Origin of the sequence: Rhizobium sp. R693 (assembly GCF_002211315.1) — a bacterium.
Classification (GTDB): domain Bacteria; phylum Pseudomonadota; class Alphaproteobacteria; order Rhizobiales; family Rhizobiaceae; genus Rhizobium.
Window position 1 is genome coordinate 83777 of sequence record NZ_LOKY01000003.1, and the last position, 14623, is coordinate 98399.

Sequence of the window (14623 nt, forward strand, 5' to 3'; positions counted from 1 at the left end):
TATGGCAAGAGGCATAGAAATCCGCGAGGCGCATTTTCCCGGACGCGCGCCCATCGACACCTACGGCAATGGTGGTTTCCGTTTCGCCGACATGTCCCATCGCGGGTCGATCCTTTGCCTGCCGTCCGGCATCTATGGCTGGGACATGGATATGTCGAAGCCGCTATCGATCGAGAACTTTCAGAAGGTGCTCGATGAGGCGGCCGAGATCGAGGTCCTGCTGATCGGTACCGGAAACGACATGCGGCCGATCCCGGCGGATTTGAAGTCCGCGCTGAAGGCAGCGGGTATTTCCTCGGATCCCATGAATACCGGCGCGGCGGTCCGCACCTTCAATATCATGCTGATGGAATCCCGCGCTGTTGCCGCGGCATTGATAGCGGTCTGACAATGGCCGATCAGTCTTTGACGAACCAGGACATTTGCCTGGCGACGCTGCGCGACAACGACCGCGACCGCTATCTGGCCTGCCTGCTGTCGCCGGAAGGTAAAAGGGACGCATTGGCGGCCCTCTACGCCTTCAACGCCGAGCTTGCGCGCATTCGCGATCTGGTGCACGAGCCCCTTCCAGGCGAGGTTCGTATGCAATACTGGCGTGACCTCTTGCAGGGGAGCGCGCATGGATCCACCCAGGCAAATCCAATTGCCGCGGCCCTGCTATCGACAATCGAAGCGCACCGCCTGCCATCGCAGACCCTCGTCAACATGATCGATGCTCGCATCTTCGATCTCTACGACGATGCGATGGAGACACGCGTCTCGCTCGAGGGATATGCCGGCGAGACGGCATCTGCCCTCATTCAGCTGGCCAGCCTGGTGCTTGCACCAGAGGACGCCGCCAGAACGGCCGAAGCTGCTGGGCACGCTGGTGTTGCGCAGGCCATCGCCGGGCTCTTGCTTCTGATGCCATTGCACCGCCACCGCGGGCAGCTCTACATCCCGCTTGAAATCCTGTCCGCTACCGGGCTCGATCGTGATGCGTTTCTCGCCGGCGAGGACAAACCGCGTATCTCTGCCGCGATCGAAGCCTTTGCGGGGCTTGGCCGTGATCATCTTGCCAAGGCGAGAAAACTCGCGATCCCGCAAGCCGTGTTCCCCGCCTTTCTACCTGTCGCTTTGGCAGAACCGGTTCTCGTCAGCGCCCAGCGTGTAGGCGCGGGCCTGTTCGAGCGTCAACTACAGCGGTCGCAGTTGCGGCGCCAGGTGGGTATGTTGCTCGCGTTGATGCGCAAGAAAATCTGACCTTGTTTAAACTCGCGCAAGGCTCGTGCTCTATAAGAGCGCCGTTGCAGCTTTGATCGGAGAGCGATGTGAGCATTATCGTCTGGTGCGTTATATTCGCGATCGTGGTTTTCATCGCCTTCATTTCGACGCGCATGGCTGCGCAGAACAAGGAAGATGGCCTTCACGACACTGGCCTCGCGATCATCGAGTTCAATCGGGCTTTCCCCACTGAAGCGATCCGCCAGTTGCAGGCAACCGCCAACGGCCAGGCTGTATTCGTGCGCCTGCATGACAATAAGGCGGGCTTCATGCGCAACATGCAGAGACACTATTCATGCCACATCATCGAGCCGGGCAGGGTACGTGTCCTGAGTTCTGAAACGGGCAACGGCCTCAGCATCGAGTTCCTCGACGCCCCGCATCAGAACGGTACGTTCGAATTCGTATCCGCCAGGGAGGCATCAGAGGTCTCCCTCTGGCTGCTCGGCAACTATGTGGCCGACCCCGACAAGGCTTTGCCCTCCCATGGCTCCACGACTGCCAACGGCCAGTAGGGTGAACGGGGTCTTATCCTCACGTTACGGCAGTCACCTTCATTCCGATCGGTGGCACCTCCAGTGATGCCGGACGCGGCCGTTTTGCCGTTGCCTACCGTTTGAAATAGGCGCAAGATTTATGCTCATCCGGTAAAAGTTTGAGTTTGTATTCACAAACGCTACGGGAGGTGCGTGATGCTTGCAATCAATGATACCGCTCCGGATTTCGAAGCCCAGACTACCGAAGGCAAGATCAGTTTTCACGAGTGGATCGGTAATTCTTGGGCGGTGCTGTTTTCGCACCCCAAGGATTTTACGCCCGTCTGCACAACCGAACTCGGTTACATGGCGCGGATCAAGCCCGAATTCGACAAGCGCGGTGTGAAGATCATCGGCCTTTCCGTCGATCCGCTTGAACGTCACACCAGCTGGATGAAGGATATCGAGGAAACGCAGGGCTATCGTCCAAATTATCCGATGATCGCGGATGTCGATTACGCCGTATCAAAGCGCTACAACATGCTGCCTGCTTTGGTGTCCGGTGATCCGACCGAGCGTACCCCCGCCGATAACCAGACGGTCCGCAACGTTTTCGTGATAGGGCCTGACAAGAAGATCAAGCTGGTCATGGTCTATCCAATGACCACTGGTCGCAACTTCGATGAAGTGCTGCGGGTCATCGATTCCCTTCAGCTTACCGCTAAGCATAAGGTCGCTACGCCGGTGAACTGGAAGAACGGGGAGGATGTGATCATCGCTGGTTCAGTTTCCGACGACGACGCAAAGAAGCAGTACCCGCAAGGTTGGCGTGCGCCGAAGCCTTACATCAGGATCGTGCCGCAGCCGCACGGATAGTTTATCGCAAGCCAAGCCGCCATGAAGGAGGTGGGGATGATCTTCCGGCAGCTGTTCGATCCGGTGTCGAGTACCTATTCATATTTGCTCGCAAGCCGGACGGGCGGTGAGGCGCTGATCATCGATCCGGTGCTGGAAAGGGTCGATCGTTATCTCCAGCTCATCCACGAGCTTGATCTGAAGCTGGTGAAGGCCGTGGATACGCATCTCCACGCCGACCACATCACGGGTCTTGGCGCTCTGCGCGACAAGACCCACTGCATTACCGTGATGGGAGAACAGACGAAGGCCGACGTCGTTTCGATGCGTCTGTCGGACAATGACAAGTTGACTATCGAGGGACTTGCCCTGGATGTGATTTATACGCCGGGCCACACGGACGATTCCTACAGTTTCGTCTTGCCCGACCGCGTCTTCACCGGCGACACGCTGCTCATTCGCGGCACGGGCCGGACCGATTTCCAGAATGGTGATCCCAAGGCGCAATACGAGTCGATCTTCGGGCGCCTGCTGAAGCTTCCGGAATCGACCTTGGTTTTCCCGGCACACGACTATAAGGGCGATACCGTCTCAACCATTGGTGAAGAAAAGGCTTTCAATCCGCGCCTGCAGGTAAGGTCCGCCGATGAATATGCCGATCTGATGAACAATCTGAAGCTGGCCAACCCGAAGATGATGGATGTCGCCGTTCCGGCCAACATGAAGGTCGGCATGAATCAGGACAACGTGATGCGCCATGGCTGGGCACTGACGGCGCAGCAAGCGCTGAGCGTTGTTGGCCTCGGCGACGTCGCCCTCATCGATCTACGTGAGAATCCCGAGCGGCAGCGAAACGGCACAATCCCGGGCTCTCTGCACGTACCCTATCCGTCGCTGGAGGAAAGCATCGGCGCCGGTGGGATGCTGCATGAGCTGGCAAGCTCGACCCGCAAGAGGCTGCTTTTCTACTGCGCGTTTGGTGAACGATCGGCAATGGCCGTGCAGGCGGCGCACGATGCCGGCCTTCCCCTGGCCTTTCATATTCAAGGAGGCATCGATGCCTGGAAGAAAGCCGACGGACCGATCGCGCATTAGGGGTAGTTTCCCGTGTGAGGCGATACGATGGAAGAGCAGCGATCAATTCTGACCTGTCCCCTCTGTGGCCACCGGTCGGTGGAGACGATGCCGGTTGACGCCTGTGTTTGGGTTCACGAATGCCGAGGCTGTGGCGCAACGCTCAAGCCAAAGCAGGGTGATTGCTGCATCTTTTGCTCATACGGATCAGTGCCGTGCCCACCGATTCAGGCCCGCATGGCGCCGAGGTGCTGTCAGGCTACCTGAAATATGGCCGCGTAGTGGTAAGGCGGGAGGTCAACGATCCGCTGCATGGCAAAGCCAGCGGTTTCGACGACGGTACGGACGGCCTCGGGTGACATGCGCATTTCAGTCCGCGGTCCGCGCGGCTTGCCCAACACTACCGTTTCCTCTCGAGGCACTGGATGCCAGTTGATGATGCAGAACAACCCGTTTGGCTGAAGAACTGCCCTCACGGAATGTGCAAGGCCAATCTGGTCAGGAACGCCGTGGAAGGTATTGGCGATCAAGACAAAGTTGACCGGCTCGTCAAGGCTCTCGCCTAGCGAGGTGGCGTCCGCGCAAATCCACTGACGAACGGACGCGCCTCGTCGTTCAACTTCGGCCTTCGCCAGCTCGATCATAGCGGGATCGAGATCAAGGGCCGCCACATTTCCATCGACCAGTGCTGCGAGGGGGCCGGTGAAGTAGCCGTCACCGCAGCAAAGGTCGAGAACGCTCATGCCCTGCCGGATGCCAATCTGTTGAAGCAGCCCTTTGGGATCAGGCCACAGCGCAGACCACCAATCTCTGTCTGGCATGGACGTGCCTTGAAACAATGCTGCCATAAACGTCACGCCCTTCGCGGAAGGTCTCACCATGCAGAAATACGATTCTCGGCAAGACGCTTGTGGCTAGATCGACAGTTTCGCGGCTCGATCACGCACTTTCAGCGAGCTCAACGTCTTGCCCGAGCCAGCCGGCACAATCGGCAAGCGCCCGCTTGGCGATCAGCTGCCGCTTCATGATCGTCTTGTCCTTGCCGCGGAAACGCTTCACGCCTTCGGGTTTGACGATTGATCCGGGCTCGAGCTCGGGGAACAAGCCGAAATTGATGTTCATCGGCTGAAACGACCGCTTGCCAGGTTCCTCGTCGTTGACGATGTGACCGCCCGTGATGTGGCCGAGCAGCGAGCCGAGCGCCGTTGTTGCAGGCGGCAGCGATACAGTCTCTCCCTTGCGCTCTGCTGCGGCGAACCTGCCCGCCATCAGCCCGACGCTCGCGCTTTCGACATAGCCTTCACAGCCGGTGATCTGCCCGGCGAAACGCAGGCCCGGGCGCGACTTCAGCGAGAGCGACGGGTCAAGCAGCGTCGGCGAATTGATGTAGGTATTGCGGTGGAGGCCGCCGAGGCGGGCAAATTCGGCGTTCTGGAGCCCCGGGATCATACGGAAGATCTCTGCCTGGGCGCCATACTTCAGCTTCGTCTGGAAGCCGACCATGTTGTAGAGCGTACCGAGTGCATTGTCCTGCCGCAACTGAACGACGGCGTATGCCTTGACTGTCGGGTTGTGCGCATTGGTCAGGCCCATCGGCTTCATGGGGCCGTGACGCAGCGTCTCGCGGCCGCGCTCCGCCATCACCTCGATCGGAAGACAGCCATCGAAGTAGGGCGTTCCTTCCCATTCCTTGAACCCGACCGTATCGCCGGCGATCAGTGCGTCCACGAAAGCATTGTACTGCTCTTCGGTCATCGGGCAGTTGATGTAATCCTTGCCGGTACCGCCGGGACCAACCTTGTCGTAGCGCGACTGGTACCAGCAGATATCCATGTCGATGCTGTCGCGATGAACGATCGGCGCGATCGCATCGAAGAAGGCAAGCGCGTCCGCACCCGTCTCGGCCTGGATAGCGCCTGCAAGCGAAGGCGCCGTCAACGGGCCGGTAGCAACGATGGCGAGATCCCATTCTTTCGGCGGCAGACCGGCTACTTCTTCACGAACGACCGTAATCAAGGGATGCTCTTGAATGGCCTTGGTAACGGCGTCGGAAAATCCGTCGCGGTCGACGGCCAGTGCGCCACCGGCGGGGACCTGGTGCTTGTCGGCGCACGCCATGATCAGCGATCCCGCCATGCGCATCTCGGCATGGATGACGCCGACCGCATTGCTGGTCGCGTCGTCTGAGCGGAAGGAGTTGGAGCACACCAGTTCGGCCAGGCCATCGGTCTTGTGGGCGTCGGTGCCGCGCACGCCGCGCATCTCGTGCAGGATGACAGGTACGCCGGCATTGGCGATCTGCCAGGCCGCCTCGGAGCCGGCGAGCCCGCCGCCGACCACATGGATGGGGGAATGGGAAGAGGTCTTGTTCATGCGCGGCTGATTACCACGCCGGGCCAGCGCAGGGAACCAAAGAATTGGCGACTATTCGATGTCGGCGCGGATGTCTTCAGATATCCAGCGCCAGCCGAGCCGCTGTCTCGCTCACAGCTCAGCTCCTCGCGAGGGCTTTCGCGCGAAGCCGCGCGGCGGCCTCGTCCCAGCTGCCGGTCATCAAGGAGTTGGGAGAGCGACCATCGGCACGCGACCGCCAACGAAGCGGCAACGCTTCCTGCCTGTAGACGATCTGCGTCGGGCGAAAGCGCCATAGTCGCTCCGCACCCTGGAACGCCGCTATCTCAGGCGATTCCAGAACGACCTCGGCGTCGCCTGATAATTGCAGCAAATCGCCGCTCTCAAAATCCGCGAAGACCAACCCCGCCTTCGGGTTGGCGAGAATGTTGCCGAGCGTGTTGAAGAAGAGGTTGCCGGCAAAGTCCGGAATGGTCAGAACGCCGTCCTGACCAATCCGGACAAAGCCGGGCCTGCCGCCACGATGCGAAACGTCGATTTGGCGCCCTTCATTGTCGCGGTCGACATACGAGGCAACGAAGAACGTGTCCGCCTTGGCGATCATTTCGGCGGGCCGACCGTCGAGATTGCCAAAGCTGACCGGGTCGTACCCCGAAGGCTGTATCGGATCGCGTGCAAATTCGAAATCGCGCAGCTGGATATATTGCGGACAGTTACCATAGGACTGCCCCACGCGCACATCGAAGCCGTTCTGCCCGGTTCTATGGATGGTGCCGTTCAGCCGGTTGCGGCGGCGCGTGTGAAGTTCGATGCCCAGCATGCCGATGGCCTTGCCGTCGTCTATTCCCAGGTCGGCCGGGTCGAGCTGCTCACGCGCAAGGCGGACGCTCAGCGTATGGACGTCCGGGCTCTCAAGAAAACCCGGACGATTGGCACGGAGTGTCGCCCATGCGTTGCCGCCCGCGTCCACCGTTCCCAGGACGATGAAGGGCAGCTGCGGGTAGAACTGGCAGTGCTGCTCGATCAGGTAATCTCGCAGCACGCGGCGGCCCACTTCGTCCATTCGCTTCGCGACCCCGACCTTTTCCTGCAGTGCTATCTCTCCGGCATGCCAGGGAGAGGATGTGGTGCTCTGTGCCTCGGTAGGCATAACGGCTCCTTGACGGCTTTGGTTTGGGCGCGGCGCGATGAAACGCGTCAAGCCGCCTCGATGATGCCGACGGGTGATTTCTGGAAGGGTTGAAAGCCGGGAAGCGCTTCTATCCGCTCGAGCCAGGCCGTTACGCTTCGGTAGGCAGATCGGTCAACGTTTCCCTCAGGGGCGCGGGCGATGTAGCTGTAAAGGGCGACGTCGGCGATCGTCGGTCTCGTCGTGGCGAGCCATTCGCGACCGGCCAGATGCGTATCGATAAGGCCAAGAATGCGATGAGCTCTCGCGATCACTTCTTCGGTGTCGAATTTCGCTCCGAATAAGGTCACAAGACGTGCCGCGCATGGACCATAGGCGATTTCGCCCGCCGCGACCGACAGCCATCGTTGAACCGCCGCCGCAGTTGCCGGCTCCTCCGGGAGCCATCCCTCTGGCGCATACTTCTTGGCAAGATAGACGAGGATGGCGTTGGAATCGCTGACGACGACGTCGCCGTCCTGAAGCACCGGCAGCTGTCCGAATGGGTTGAGCGCCAGGAAACCGGGGCTCTTGTGTTCACGCGCCGCTAGGTCGACGTCCACGACATCGGCCTTGGCGCCGATAAGAGAGAGGAAGAGACAGGCGCGATGGGCGTGGCCCGAGAGAGGATGCGAATAGAGTTTCATCAGGCTGATCTCCGTGTTGGTGATCAGACGATAATTGTTTCAGATGAGGCGATGAATGATGATAATAAGAAAGATACTATTTCTGAACGCGGAATAAAACGATGGATCGGCTTCAATGCATGAGGGTTTTGGTCAAGGTCGCCGAGACGGCGAGCTTTGCACAGGCGGCGCGCCAACTTCACATGAGCCCTCCGGCTGTCACGCGCGCGGTTGCCTTTCTGGAAGAGGCTACAGGGGCGAGGCTGTTCGTGCGCTCAACGCGCTCGGTGAAGCTGACGCCCTCGGGAAGTCGGTATGCCGATGACTGCAGACGAATCCTCAGCGATATCGACGAGGCGGAAGCCTCTGCCGGTGGATCTCATTCAACGGCATCGGGAGTCTTGACCATCACGGCACCGGTGCTGTTCGGTCAGATTCATATCGTCCCGATCGTGACCGAGTTTCTAACGATGCACTCGGCCGTCACCGGACGCGTCCTCTTCTTCGATCGGATGGTCAACCTGGTAGAGGAGGGCATCGATGTCGCCATCCGTATTGGCCATCTTCAGGATTCGGACCAGCAGGCGATAAAGGTTGGTAGCGTGCGCCGCGTCGTCTGCGGGGCGCCAGCTTACTTCGAGCGCCATGGCGAACCGGCAACCCCGGCCGACCTCGCCCGGCACGTAACCATCGTGAATACAGGGTCATCGGCGCCGTTGGACTGGCACTTTGCGCCGAACCATATGCCCGTCAAGCTGCGCCCGCGGATGTATTGCAATACTGTCGATGCCTCCATCTCCGCAGTCGTGACCGGCTGGGGCCTGACGCGTACGTTGTCCTACCAGGTGGCGGAACATATTGCTGCCGGTCGGCTGAAAACAGTACTTGGTGAGTATGAAGAAGAGCCCTTGCCGATCCACGTCGTTCACGTCGAGGGCAGGCACGTCTCGGCCAAGACGCGTGCGTTCGTGGATTTCGCCGTTCAGAAGATAAAGGCCCTCGGCCTCTAGTGGCCGGAGTTGTCTCGATGCCGAGGCGGTTTCAGCCTCGAAGCCGCTCGGGCCATACCGCGGCGGCCGCATCCGTCCTCAGGCCATTGTCCTGGCCGAGGCTTCGTAGCGTTTTGACAGGAAGCTTATTCGATCGAGGTTGTTCAGGATGTCGACCATGTCGCATGCTTCGCGCCACGTCATCCGAGCCATCCGAACGCCGTTCAATTCAGCCGGGTTCTGTGTCGTTGCATCGACAACCGTCCACAAACCATCTTCCATGCGAAGATTATATCGGCACATCGCGTATCTCTCCTTAGGCAGCGGCCGGATAGTTTCACAATGGTTAATATTAGTCCACCCTAAAGAATGGAGGCAACCCCGGTATCAACAGGACAGCCCAGAGTGGATCTCGCCATGTCGCGTGTTCGCGCTGCTGCCGCTATTCGGTTCTCGGGGATTTGGTTCGCGATCGTATCGCTTTGACGGCGCCTGTTCGCGGCGAAAGGCCTGGAATCAAAAACGGCGCCAAAGGCGCCGTCTTGGAAGCTTCACGCTCGCCGCTATTAGCGGAACGAGCGGGAAGCGATGGTGCGAATGTCGTAACGGCTAACGCCAATGTCGGCGAGGGTCTGGTTGGAAAGGCTGCCAAGTTCGCTGAGCGTACGGCGGTAGCTAATCCAGCTCTTTGCAATGCGGATCGGGTTCATGTTCGTCTTCCTCAGAATGATCGTCGAGAGCAGCGCCATCGCCGTCTCATCGTTGACATTCATATAGGCGTTCCCTGTCACATTGTGCAGTGCAAAGAAAAGGCATCTGCTATGCAATTGTGCATGCGATGCTCATTCCCGATGCAGTGATTACTTTCTGAGCGCTACCAAAAGGGAGCGGATGCAATCGCAACTATTGCGGAAGCTGGTAGCCAGACAAAAGAAAACGCCCGTTGCCATGGGCAGCGGGCGTTTTGGCAAGGCGATCTGCTCGGGAGGATAGCGGACCGCTTGGATTAGCGGGCAGAAGCCTCGCGAGCAACGCGATGGATGTCAGAGCGGTCGATGCCGAGGTCGTGCAATTCGCGGTTGGTCATGCGGCCGAGTTCGGTAACGGTTTGACGGTACTTGCGCCAGTTGTTGAAAGAGCGTGTGAGGTTCATTTTAATCCCCTTTCCTAGGGCTTGCGATCTGCCAGCTGCCGCCGATCGGCGCTGACCTCTATTTGATGACCCGAATATATGTTGCACTGCGAAGTCGTAACAGAGACAAGATTTCAGAGCACCTATGCGCGGAATGCAAGTCTGTCGTCGTCGATTGCACGATTTGGCCAACATATGATCAATCATTAGGCAGAATGGCGCTGAGGCGAGCCCAATTGATGTTTGCTTCGTGCAGTCAGTTCGACCAGGTACACTGCGGCGTCGGCATGAAGGAGGCTTGACTGCTGTCGAGGTCGTCGATCGGCGTCTATCATGGAAAGACTGTTGTCAGCCTCTCATGCGCGCGCTTCTGCGCGAGCTAGTTGCGGTCGATGCCCTGATTGCATTGAAGAAACAGGTTTGTAGTTCTGCAGGTCCCAAAAACCAAACGCCCACCGGGGGAGGATCCGGTGGGCGCATTAAGGCGACTGACAACTGGGAGGAGGAGTGTTGTCAGTCCATCGGAGGGCGCTGGGAGGAGGAGTGCGCTGCTCCGAATTTCGTTACGAAGATCATCTTCGAAGGCTTCCGGAAGGTCCGGGCAGGGACGCCATCCCCTGCTCTCCGAAAAGTAATATAAATCGCTCCGCGTGGATTTTGCAGTGCAATATATACATGGTGACCATGCGCTGGATGCATGGCTTTCGGTGAATGACTTTATATTAGAGATTTGATGTTGTTGATCGGTTAATGTGTGCCCCGACTTCGTCTAGGAATTTGTATGGGAATATTTCCCTGATGCTCGACTAGCAGCTATAAGGCGGGGAGAAGCGCATCATCGCGCGTTTGCACGGAGTAGGGCATGTACCGCGGTCGATTGGAGCGAGACCTTTCGGTTTGGGTCGAGAAGGGGCTTTTGCCGGAAGCAACCGCTGGAGCGCTGCTGAGTGAATATGATGCCCGCCCGGCAAGCTTCAGCCTCGGCAAGGTGCTGATGATCCTTGCGGCAATCCTGCTTGGGGCGGCTATCCTGCTGGTTATCGCTTCGAACTGGGAGGCCATCCCGCGGCTTGTGCGCCTCGCCGTCATTCTTGCGGCTATCTGGACCGTGCATCTCGGTGCAGCGGCCATGCTGAGGCGCGGCGCGATCGCTGCCGCGAGCGGACTGCTCGTTATAGGCACCTTGTCCTTCGGCGGGGCCATTTCGCTGGTCGGGCAGATGTACCAGCTGTCGGGCGACGAATTGACAGTGATGTATCTCTGGTTTGCCATCGCGGCGGTGTCGGCGGTTCTGTTCCGGTCCGGTGTCGTTGCCGCGGTGGCGGGCTTTCTGTCCTGGGGTAGCTTCGCCGCCTATCTCAACACCTATGACACGCGATGGGTCGGGCTCGAGCCTTGGATTGTACCGCTCATGGCAGCGGTGGTCATTGGTCTCGTGCGCTTCACCGGAGCAGACCGCGTGCGTCACCTTGCGTATCTGCTGTTGGTCGGTTGGCTTGCGTGGCTCTATGCCGTGAACGAGAATTTCTGGCTCGCGCTCGGCTATGCCGTCGGTGGCATGCTTGCGTTCGTGCTTGTCAGTTTGCCGCTGTCACGACGTTCGACGCTCATCAGAACCGCCGGCTCCGCTCCTGCCTTCTACACTTTCCTCGTCGCCATGATTGGTCTGTTTCTCCTGCATGTTGAACTGGAGCACGGCTGGCAGTTCATAACGTTGGCGCTCGTGACGCTGGGGGCCGCGGTGCTTGCCATTGCGCTTCAGGGGCGCGACAACGGTGCGGTGCGCTATCTGGCTTACACGGCCTTTGCCGTCGAGATGCTCTACCTTGCGTCGGTGACGGTCGGATCGATTCTCGGCACCTCGAGCCTCTTCTTGTTCTCCGGGCTTTTCGTCGCTGCCGTTGCGTGGATCGTCATTCGCCTCGAGCGGCGATTTGCCATGAGAAACCCGGAGGCAACCCGATGAGCATTTTCACGAGGCAGAACTCCGGGCGTCGTTATGTTGTCGCCGCAATCATTGTGGCAGCCCTGCAGACGGCCGTTCTCGGTTATGTCATTGAGAGCCGTGCGTCGATTCTGCGCAGTGGCGCCGACGCTTTGCTGAAGACTGCACCCGTAGATCCGCGCGACTTTTTACGCGGAGACTATGTTGTGCTGAACTACGACATCTCCTCGGTCCCGGTGGGGTCGATTGTCGGGGGTGTGCCGCAGGATCAGGGCAAGAAGAGCCTCTGGGTGCGGCTGAAGCCCGGCGAGGGCGGCTTCTCCGGCATTGTCGAATCATCTTTCGAACGCCTTCCGGAGCAGCCGGGTACTGTGGTTCTGCACAGTAGACCCTTCTATAGTTACGGCCCCAATTCCGCCGACCATATCCGCGTCGAGTACGGCATCGAGCGTTACTATGTTCCCGAAGGGCAAGGGACGGCCCTGGAGAAGGCTCGGCAGGGCGGTGACGTCTCCATTGCTATTCGCGTCGGTTCGGATGGGACGGCGCAGATAAGGAGCCTGCTCGTCGATGGTAAGCCCGCTTACGACGAGCCTCTTTATTAAATTGACACCGAATGGGTGTGGAGGCCTACGAGTGCGGGCGAAAACACTGTCATTTGCCCTTCATTTTTCCTTTGCCTCTACCAAATCGGGTGATATAGAGACGCCGCGCTCCGGAAGGCCTCATGTGCAGGCATATGCATGCGGTTTTTGAGAACGCGGGTATGGTGAAATTGGTAGACACGCCAGATTTAGGTTCTGGTGCCGCAAGGCGTGGGAGTTCAAGTCTCTCTACCCGCACCAAAAGCTGGCTTGCAGGCGGGGGGATCGGAACCGGTGTCCCTCGATTACCCGGCAGCAAAGCGCCGTTCCGCCAAGGGTGGAATGAAGAAGAATTGAGAACAAGCCACGCCCGGCAATTTTCCGGCGTCGTGCTCATCGAAACGAACGGCGTCTGGGCACGGCCGCCACGAAATGAAGGTAGGAAGACATGCAGGTTATCGAAACGCTCGCTGAAGGGCTGAAGCGCGAAATCAAGGTCGTAGTCCCGGCCAAGGACATGGAAGTCAAGTTGAACGAGCGTCTTGCCGACGTGAAGGACAAGGTTCGCATCAACGGCTTCCGTCCAGGCAAGGTTCCGGCCGCTCACCTCAAGAAGGTCTACGGCAAGTCCATCATGGCCGATCTCGTCAACGAGATCGTTCGCGAGCAGCCGACCGCAATTCTCGCCGAGCGCGGCGAAAAGTCCGCGACGCAGCCGGAAATCGCGATGACGGAAGACAAGGACGAGGCAGAACAGATCCTCGCCGCTCAGAAGGACTTCGAGTTCACACTCTCCTACGAAGTTCTGCCGCCGATCGAACTGAAGTCCAACAAGGGCATCAAGATCACGCGCGAAGTCGTCGACATCTCCGACGAAGAAGTCAACGAACAGGTACTGAAGGTTGCTGAAAGCGCCCGTTCGTACGAAACCAAGAAGGGCAAGGCTGCTGACGGCGACCGCATCACGATGGACTACGTCGGCAAGGTCGATGGCGTAGCATTCGACGGCGGCACCGACCAGGGCGCCGAACTCGTTCTCGGCTCCGGCCGTTTCATCCCAGGCTTCGAAGACCAGTTGGTCGGCACGAAGGCTGGTGACGAGAAGACCATCACCGTTACGTTCCCGGCTGACTACCCGGCCAAGAACTTGGCCGGCCAAGAAGCCACTTTCGACGTGTCGGTCAAGGACGTTGCTGCCCCGGCCGACGTTGAAATCAACGACGAACTGGCAAAGAAGCTCGGCCTTGAATCGGCTGACCGCCTCAAGGAAATCGTCCGCGGCCAGATTGAGTCGCAGTACGGCTCGATGACCCGCCAGAAGGTCAAGCGCCAGATCCTCGACCAGCTTGACGAAATGTACAAGTTCGAGACGCCTGCCTCGCTCGTCGAAGCCGAGTACAACGGCATCTGGAACCAGGTTGCCAACGACCTCGCTCAGTCCGGCAAGACCTTCGAAGACGAAGACACGACGGAAGAGAAGGCTCGCGAAGAGTACAAGAAGCTCGCTGAGCGTCGCGTTCGCCTCGGCCTCGTTCTCTCCGAAATCGGCGAAAAGGCTGGCGTTGAAGTGAGCGAAGACGAAATGCAGCGCGCCATCTACGAGCAGCTGCGTCAGTATCCGGGCCAGGAGAAGCAGATCCTTGACTTCTTCCGCAGCCAGCCGGGTGCCGCCGCCTCGATCCGCGCACCGATCTTCGAAGAAAAGGTCATCGACCATCTGCTGACCGAGATCGACGTCACGGACAAGAAGGTGACTAAGGAAGAACTGCTCGCCGACGAAGAAGGCGAAGTGTCCGAAAAGGAAACCAAGAAGGCTGCCCCGAAGAAGAAGGCTGCTGCCAAGGCAGAAGCGGCTGAAGGCGAAGAAGCCGCTGCTCCGAAGAAGAAGGCCGCTCCGAAGAAGAAGGCTTCCGAGGAAGGCGCCGAGTAATCTTTTGGCCAATCGGATTTACGAAAGCCCCGCCTCGTGCGGGGCTTTTTGTTTTCGGAGCCAGCGACTGCCGTTCGGCCCGTGGAAGCCGCCGTCGGCACCGCTCACGGATCCTGTTGTCGGGAGCACTGCGCTTCGCGCGACGGTGCTGCATGGATCGACACTTGGAGATGAAAGCCCTTCGTGCCGAGGGCGACGTCGCACTTATGCATCGCAGGGAAAATGCGTC

The 14623-nt window shown here is 59.1% G+C and carries 17 protein-coding genes and 1 tRNA gene; 11 read left to right on the forward strand and 7 right to left on the reverse strand.

Translation table 11 applies throughout. From position 1 onward, the window contains the following. The first annotated feature begins 1 nt into the window (after nucleotide 1). From ATY79_RS04525 to ATY79_RS31265, 6 genes are all read left to right on the forward strand, one after another. The gene (locus ATY79_RS04525) at nucleotides 2-388 is read left to right on the forward strand and encodes an Mth938-like domain-containing protein (RefSeq protein WP_088694847.1); all 387 of its coding nucleotides are present in this window, start codon (nucleotides 2-4) and stop codon (nucleotides 386-388) included. 2 nt (nucleotides 389-390) lie between these two features. After that, nucleotides 391-1242 carry a phytoene/squalene synthase family protein gene (locus tag ATY79_RS04530; protein WP_088694848.1) on the forward strand — a complete coding sequence of 284 codons (852 nt, stop codon included), beginning with the start codon at nucleotides 391-393 and terminating at the stop codon, nucleotides 1240-1242. A gap of 68 nt (nucleotides 1243-1310) precedes the next feature. After that, entirely contained in the window at nucleotides 1311-1778 is a 468-nt protein-coding gene (locus tag ATY79_RS04535; RefSeq protein ID WP_088694849.1) for a hypothetical protein, read from the forward strand. Nucleotides 1779-1955: 177 nt separating this feature from the next. Continuing rightward, a complete protein-coding gene (locus ATY79_RS04540) occupies nucleotides 1956-2615 on the forward strand; it encodes a peroxiredoxin (RefSeq protein ID WP_088694850.1) in 660 nt (219 codons plus the stop codon). A gap of 36 nt (nucleotides 2616-2651) precedes the next feature. Beyond that, on the forward strand, nucleotides 2652-3689 hold the full coding sequence (locus tag ATY79_RS04545; RefSeq protein WP_088694851.1) for an MBL fold metallo-hydrolase: 1038 nt from the start codon (nucleotides 2652-2654) through the stop codon (nucleotides 3687-3689). 27 nt (nucleotides 3690-3716) lie between these two features. Continuing rightward, on the forward strand, nucleotides 3717-3935 hold the full coding sequence (locus ATY79_RS31265) for a GDCCVxC domain-containing (seleno)protein (protein WP_088694852.1): 219 nt from the start codon (nucleotides 3717-3719) through the stop codon (nucleotides 3933-3935). Here ATY79_RS31265 and ATY79_RS04555 read toward each other — a convergent pair. From ATY79_RS04555 to ATY79_RS04570, 4 genes are all read right to left on the reverse strand, one after another. Continuing rightward, the gene (locus tag ATY79_RS04555) at nucleotides 3923-4489 is read right to left on the reverse strand and encodes a class I SAM-dependent methyltransferase (protein WP_245306924.1); all 567 of its coding nucleotides are present in this window, start codon (nucleotides 4487-4489) and stop codon (nucleotides 3923-3925) included. The genes ATY79_RS31265 and ATY79_RS04555 overlap by 13 nt on opposite strands. A gap of 118 nt (nucleotides 4490-4607) precedes the next feature. Continuing rightward, the gene (gene trmFO / locus ATY79_RS04560) at nucleotides 4608-6041 is read right to left on the reverse strand and encodes a methylenetetrahydrofolate--tRNA-(uracil(54)-C(5))-methyltransferase (FADH(2)-oxidizing) TrmFO (RefSeq protein ID WP_088694853.1); all 1434 of its coding nucleotides are present in this window, start codon (nucleotides 6039-6041) and stop codon (nucleotides 4608-4610) included. Nucleotides 6042-6159: 118 nt separating this feature from the next. Next, nucleotides 6160-7170: a pyridoxamine 5'-phosphate oxidase family protein gene (locus ATY79_RS04565; protein ID WP_088703141.1), complete on the reverse strand. Its 1011-nt coding sequence runs from the start codon at nucleotides 7168-7170 to the stop codon at nucleotides 6160-6162. A gap of 47 nt (nucleotides 7171-7217) precedes the next feature. Continuing rightward, complete coding sequence (locus tag ATY79_RS04570; RefSeq protein ID WP_088694855.1) at nucleotides 7218-7835, reverse strand: glutathione S-transferase; 618 nt, start codon at nucleotides 7833-7835, stop codon at nucleotides 7218-7220. A 101-nt stretch (nucleotides 7836-7936) separates the two neighbouring features. Here ATY79_RS04570 and ATY79_RS04575 point away from each other — a divergent pair, with 101 nt between their 5' ends. After that, a complete protein-coding gene (locus tag ATY79_RS04575; RefSeq protein WP_088694856.1) occupies nucleotides 7937-8824 on the forward strand; it encodes a LysR family transcriptional regulator in 888 nt (295 codons plus the stop codon). 78 nt (nucleotides 8825-8902) lie between these two features. Here ATY79_RS04575 and ATY79_RS04580 read toward each other — a convergent pair whose 3' ends face one another. The 3 genes from ATY79_RS04580 to ATY79_RS04590 form a co-directional block, all read right to left on the reverse strand. Further along, on the reverse strand, nucleotides 8903-9106 hold the full coding sequence (locus tag ATY79_RS04580) for a hypothetical protein (protein ID WP_088694857.1): 204 nt from the start codon (nucleotides 9104-9106) through the stop codon (nucleotides 8903-8905). Nucleotides 9107-9369: 263 nt separating this feature from the next. Beyond that, nucleotides 9370-9513 carry a DUF1127 domain-containing protein gene (locus ATY79_RS04585; RefSeq protein ID WP_016553778.1) on the reverse strand — a complete coding sequence of 48 codons (144 nt, stop codon included), beginning with the start codon at nucleotides 9511-9513 and terminating at the stop codon, nucleotides 9370-9372. A 296-nt stretch (nucleotides 9514-9809) separates the two neighbouring features. Continuing rightward, nucleotides 9810-9956, reverse strand: coding sequence for a DUF1127 domain-containing protein (locus tag ATY79_RS04590; RefSeq protein ID WP_088694858.1), 147 nt, complete (start codon nucleotides 9954-9956; stop codon nucleotides 9810-9812). Between the two features lie 841 nt (nucleotides 9957-10797). Here ATY79_RS04590 and ATY79_RS04600 point away from each other — a divergent pair. From ATY79_RS04600 to tig, 4 genes are all read left to right on the forward strand, one after another. Next, on the forward strand, nucleotides 10798-11901 hold the full coding sequence (locus ATY79_RS04600; RefSeq protein ID WP_088694860.1) for a DUF2157 domain-containing protein: 1104 nt from the start codon (nucleotides 10798-10800) through the stop codon (nucleotides 11899-11901). Next, a complete protein-coding gene (locus tag ATY79_RS04605) occupies nucleotides 11898-12485 on the forward strand; it encodes a GDYXXLXY domain-containing protein (protein WP_088694861.1) in 588 nt (195 codons plus the stop codon). The genes ATY79_RS04600 and ATY79_RS04605 overlap by 4 nt, the downstream gene beginning before the upstream one ends. A gap of 155 nt (nucleotides 12486-12640) precedes the next feature. Further along, nucleotides 12641-12725 (forward strand) — tRNA-Leu (locus ATY79_RS04610). 187 nt (nucleotides 12726-12912) lie between these two features. Next, the gene (gene tig / locus ATY79_RS04615; protein ID WP_088694862.1) at nucleotides 12913-14394 is read left to right on the forward strand and encodes a trigger factor; all 1482 of its coding nucleotides are present in this window, start codon (nucleotides 12913-12915) and stop codon (nucleotides 14392-14394) included. Nucleotides 14395-14623: the final 229 nt, after the last annotated feature.

Coding starts and splice junctions, on each gene's coding strand:
- ATY79_RS04580 (WP_088694857.1), bottom strand. CDS start 9,106: ATGTGCCGATATAATCTTCGCATGGAAGATGGTTTGTGGACGGTTGTC.
- ATY79_RS04600 (WP_088694860.1), top strand. CDS start 10,798: ATGTACCGCGGTCGATTGGAGCGAGACCTTTCGGTTTGGGTCGAGAAG.
- ATY79_RS04545 (WP_088694851.1), top strand. CDS start 2,652: ATGATCTTCCGGCAGCTGTTCGATCCGGTGTCGAGTACCTATTCATAT.
- ATY79_RS04525 (WP_088694847.1), top strand. CDS start 2: ATGGCAAGAGGCATAGAAATCCGCGAGGCGCATTTTCCCGGACGCGCG.
- ATY79_RS31265 (WP_088694852.1), top strand. CDS start 3,717: ATGGAAGAGCAGCGATCAATTCTGACCTGTCCCCTCTGTGGCCACCGG.
- ATY79_RS04555 (WP_245306924.1), bottom strand. CDS start 4,489: ATGCCAGACAGAGATTGGTGGTCTGCGCTGTGGCCTGATCCCAAAGGG.
- ATY79_RS04605 (WP_088694861.1), top strand. CDS start 11,898: ATGAGCATTTTCACGAGGCAGAACTCCGGGCGTCGTTATGTTGTCGCC.
- ATY79_RS04585 (WP_016553778.1), bottom strand. CDS start 9,513: ATGAACCCGATCCGCATTGCAAAGAGCTGGATTAGCTACCGCCGTACG.
- ATY79_RS04570 (WP_088694855.1), bottom strand. CDS start 7,835: ATGAAACTCTATTCGCATCCTCTCTCGGGCCACGCCCATCGCGCCTGT.
- trmFO (WP_088694853.1), bottom strand. CDS start 6,041: ATGAACAAGACCTCTTCCCATTCCCCCATCCATGTGGTCGGCGGCGGG.
- tig (WP_088694862.1), top strand. CDS start 12,913: ATGCAGGTTATCGAAACGCTCGCTGAAGGGCTGAAGCGCGAAATCAAG.
- ATY79_RS04530 (WP_088694848.1), top strand. CDS start 391: ATGGCCGATCAGTCTTTGACGAACCAGGACATTTGCCTGGCGACGCTG.
- ATY79_RS04540 (WP_088694850.1), top strand. CDS start 1,956: ATGCTTGCAATCAATGATACCGCTCCGGATTTCGAAGCCCAGACTACC.
- ATY79_RS04565 (WP_088703141.1), bottom strand. CDS start 7,170: ATGCCTACCGAGGCACAGAGCACCACATCCTCTCCCTGGCATGCCGGA.
- ATY79_RS04590 (WP_088694858.1), bottom strand. CDS start 9,956: ATGAACCTCACACGCTCTTTCAACAACTGGCGCAAGTACCGTCAAACC.
- ATY79_RS04575 (WP_088694856.1), top strand. CDS start 7,937: ATGGATCGGCTTCAATGCATGAGGGTTTTGGTCAAGGTCGCCGAGACG.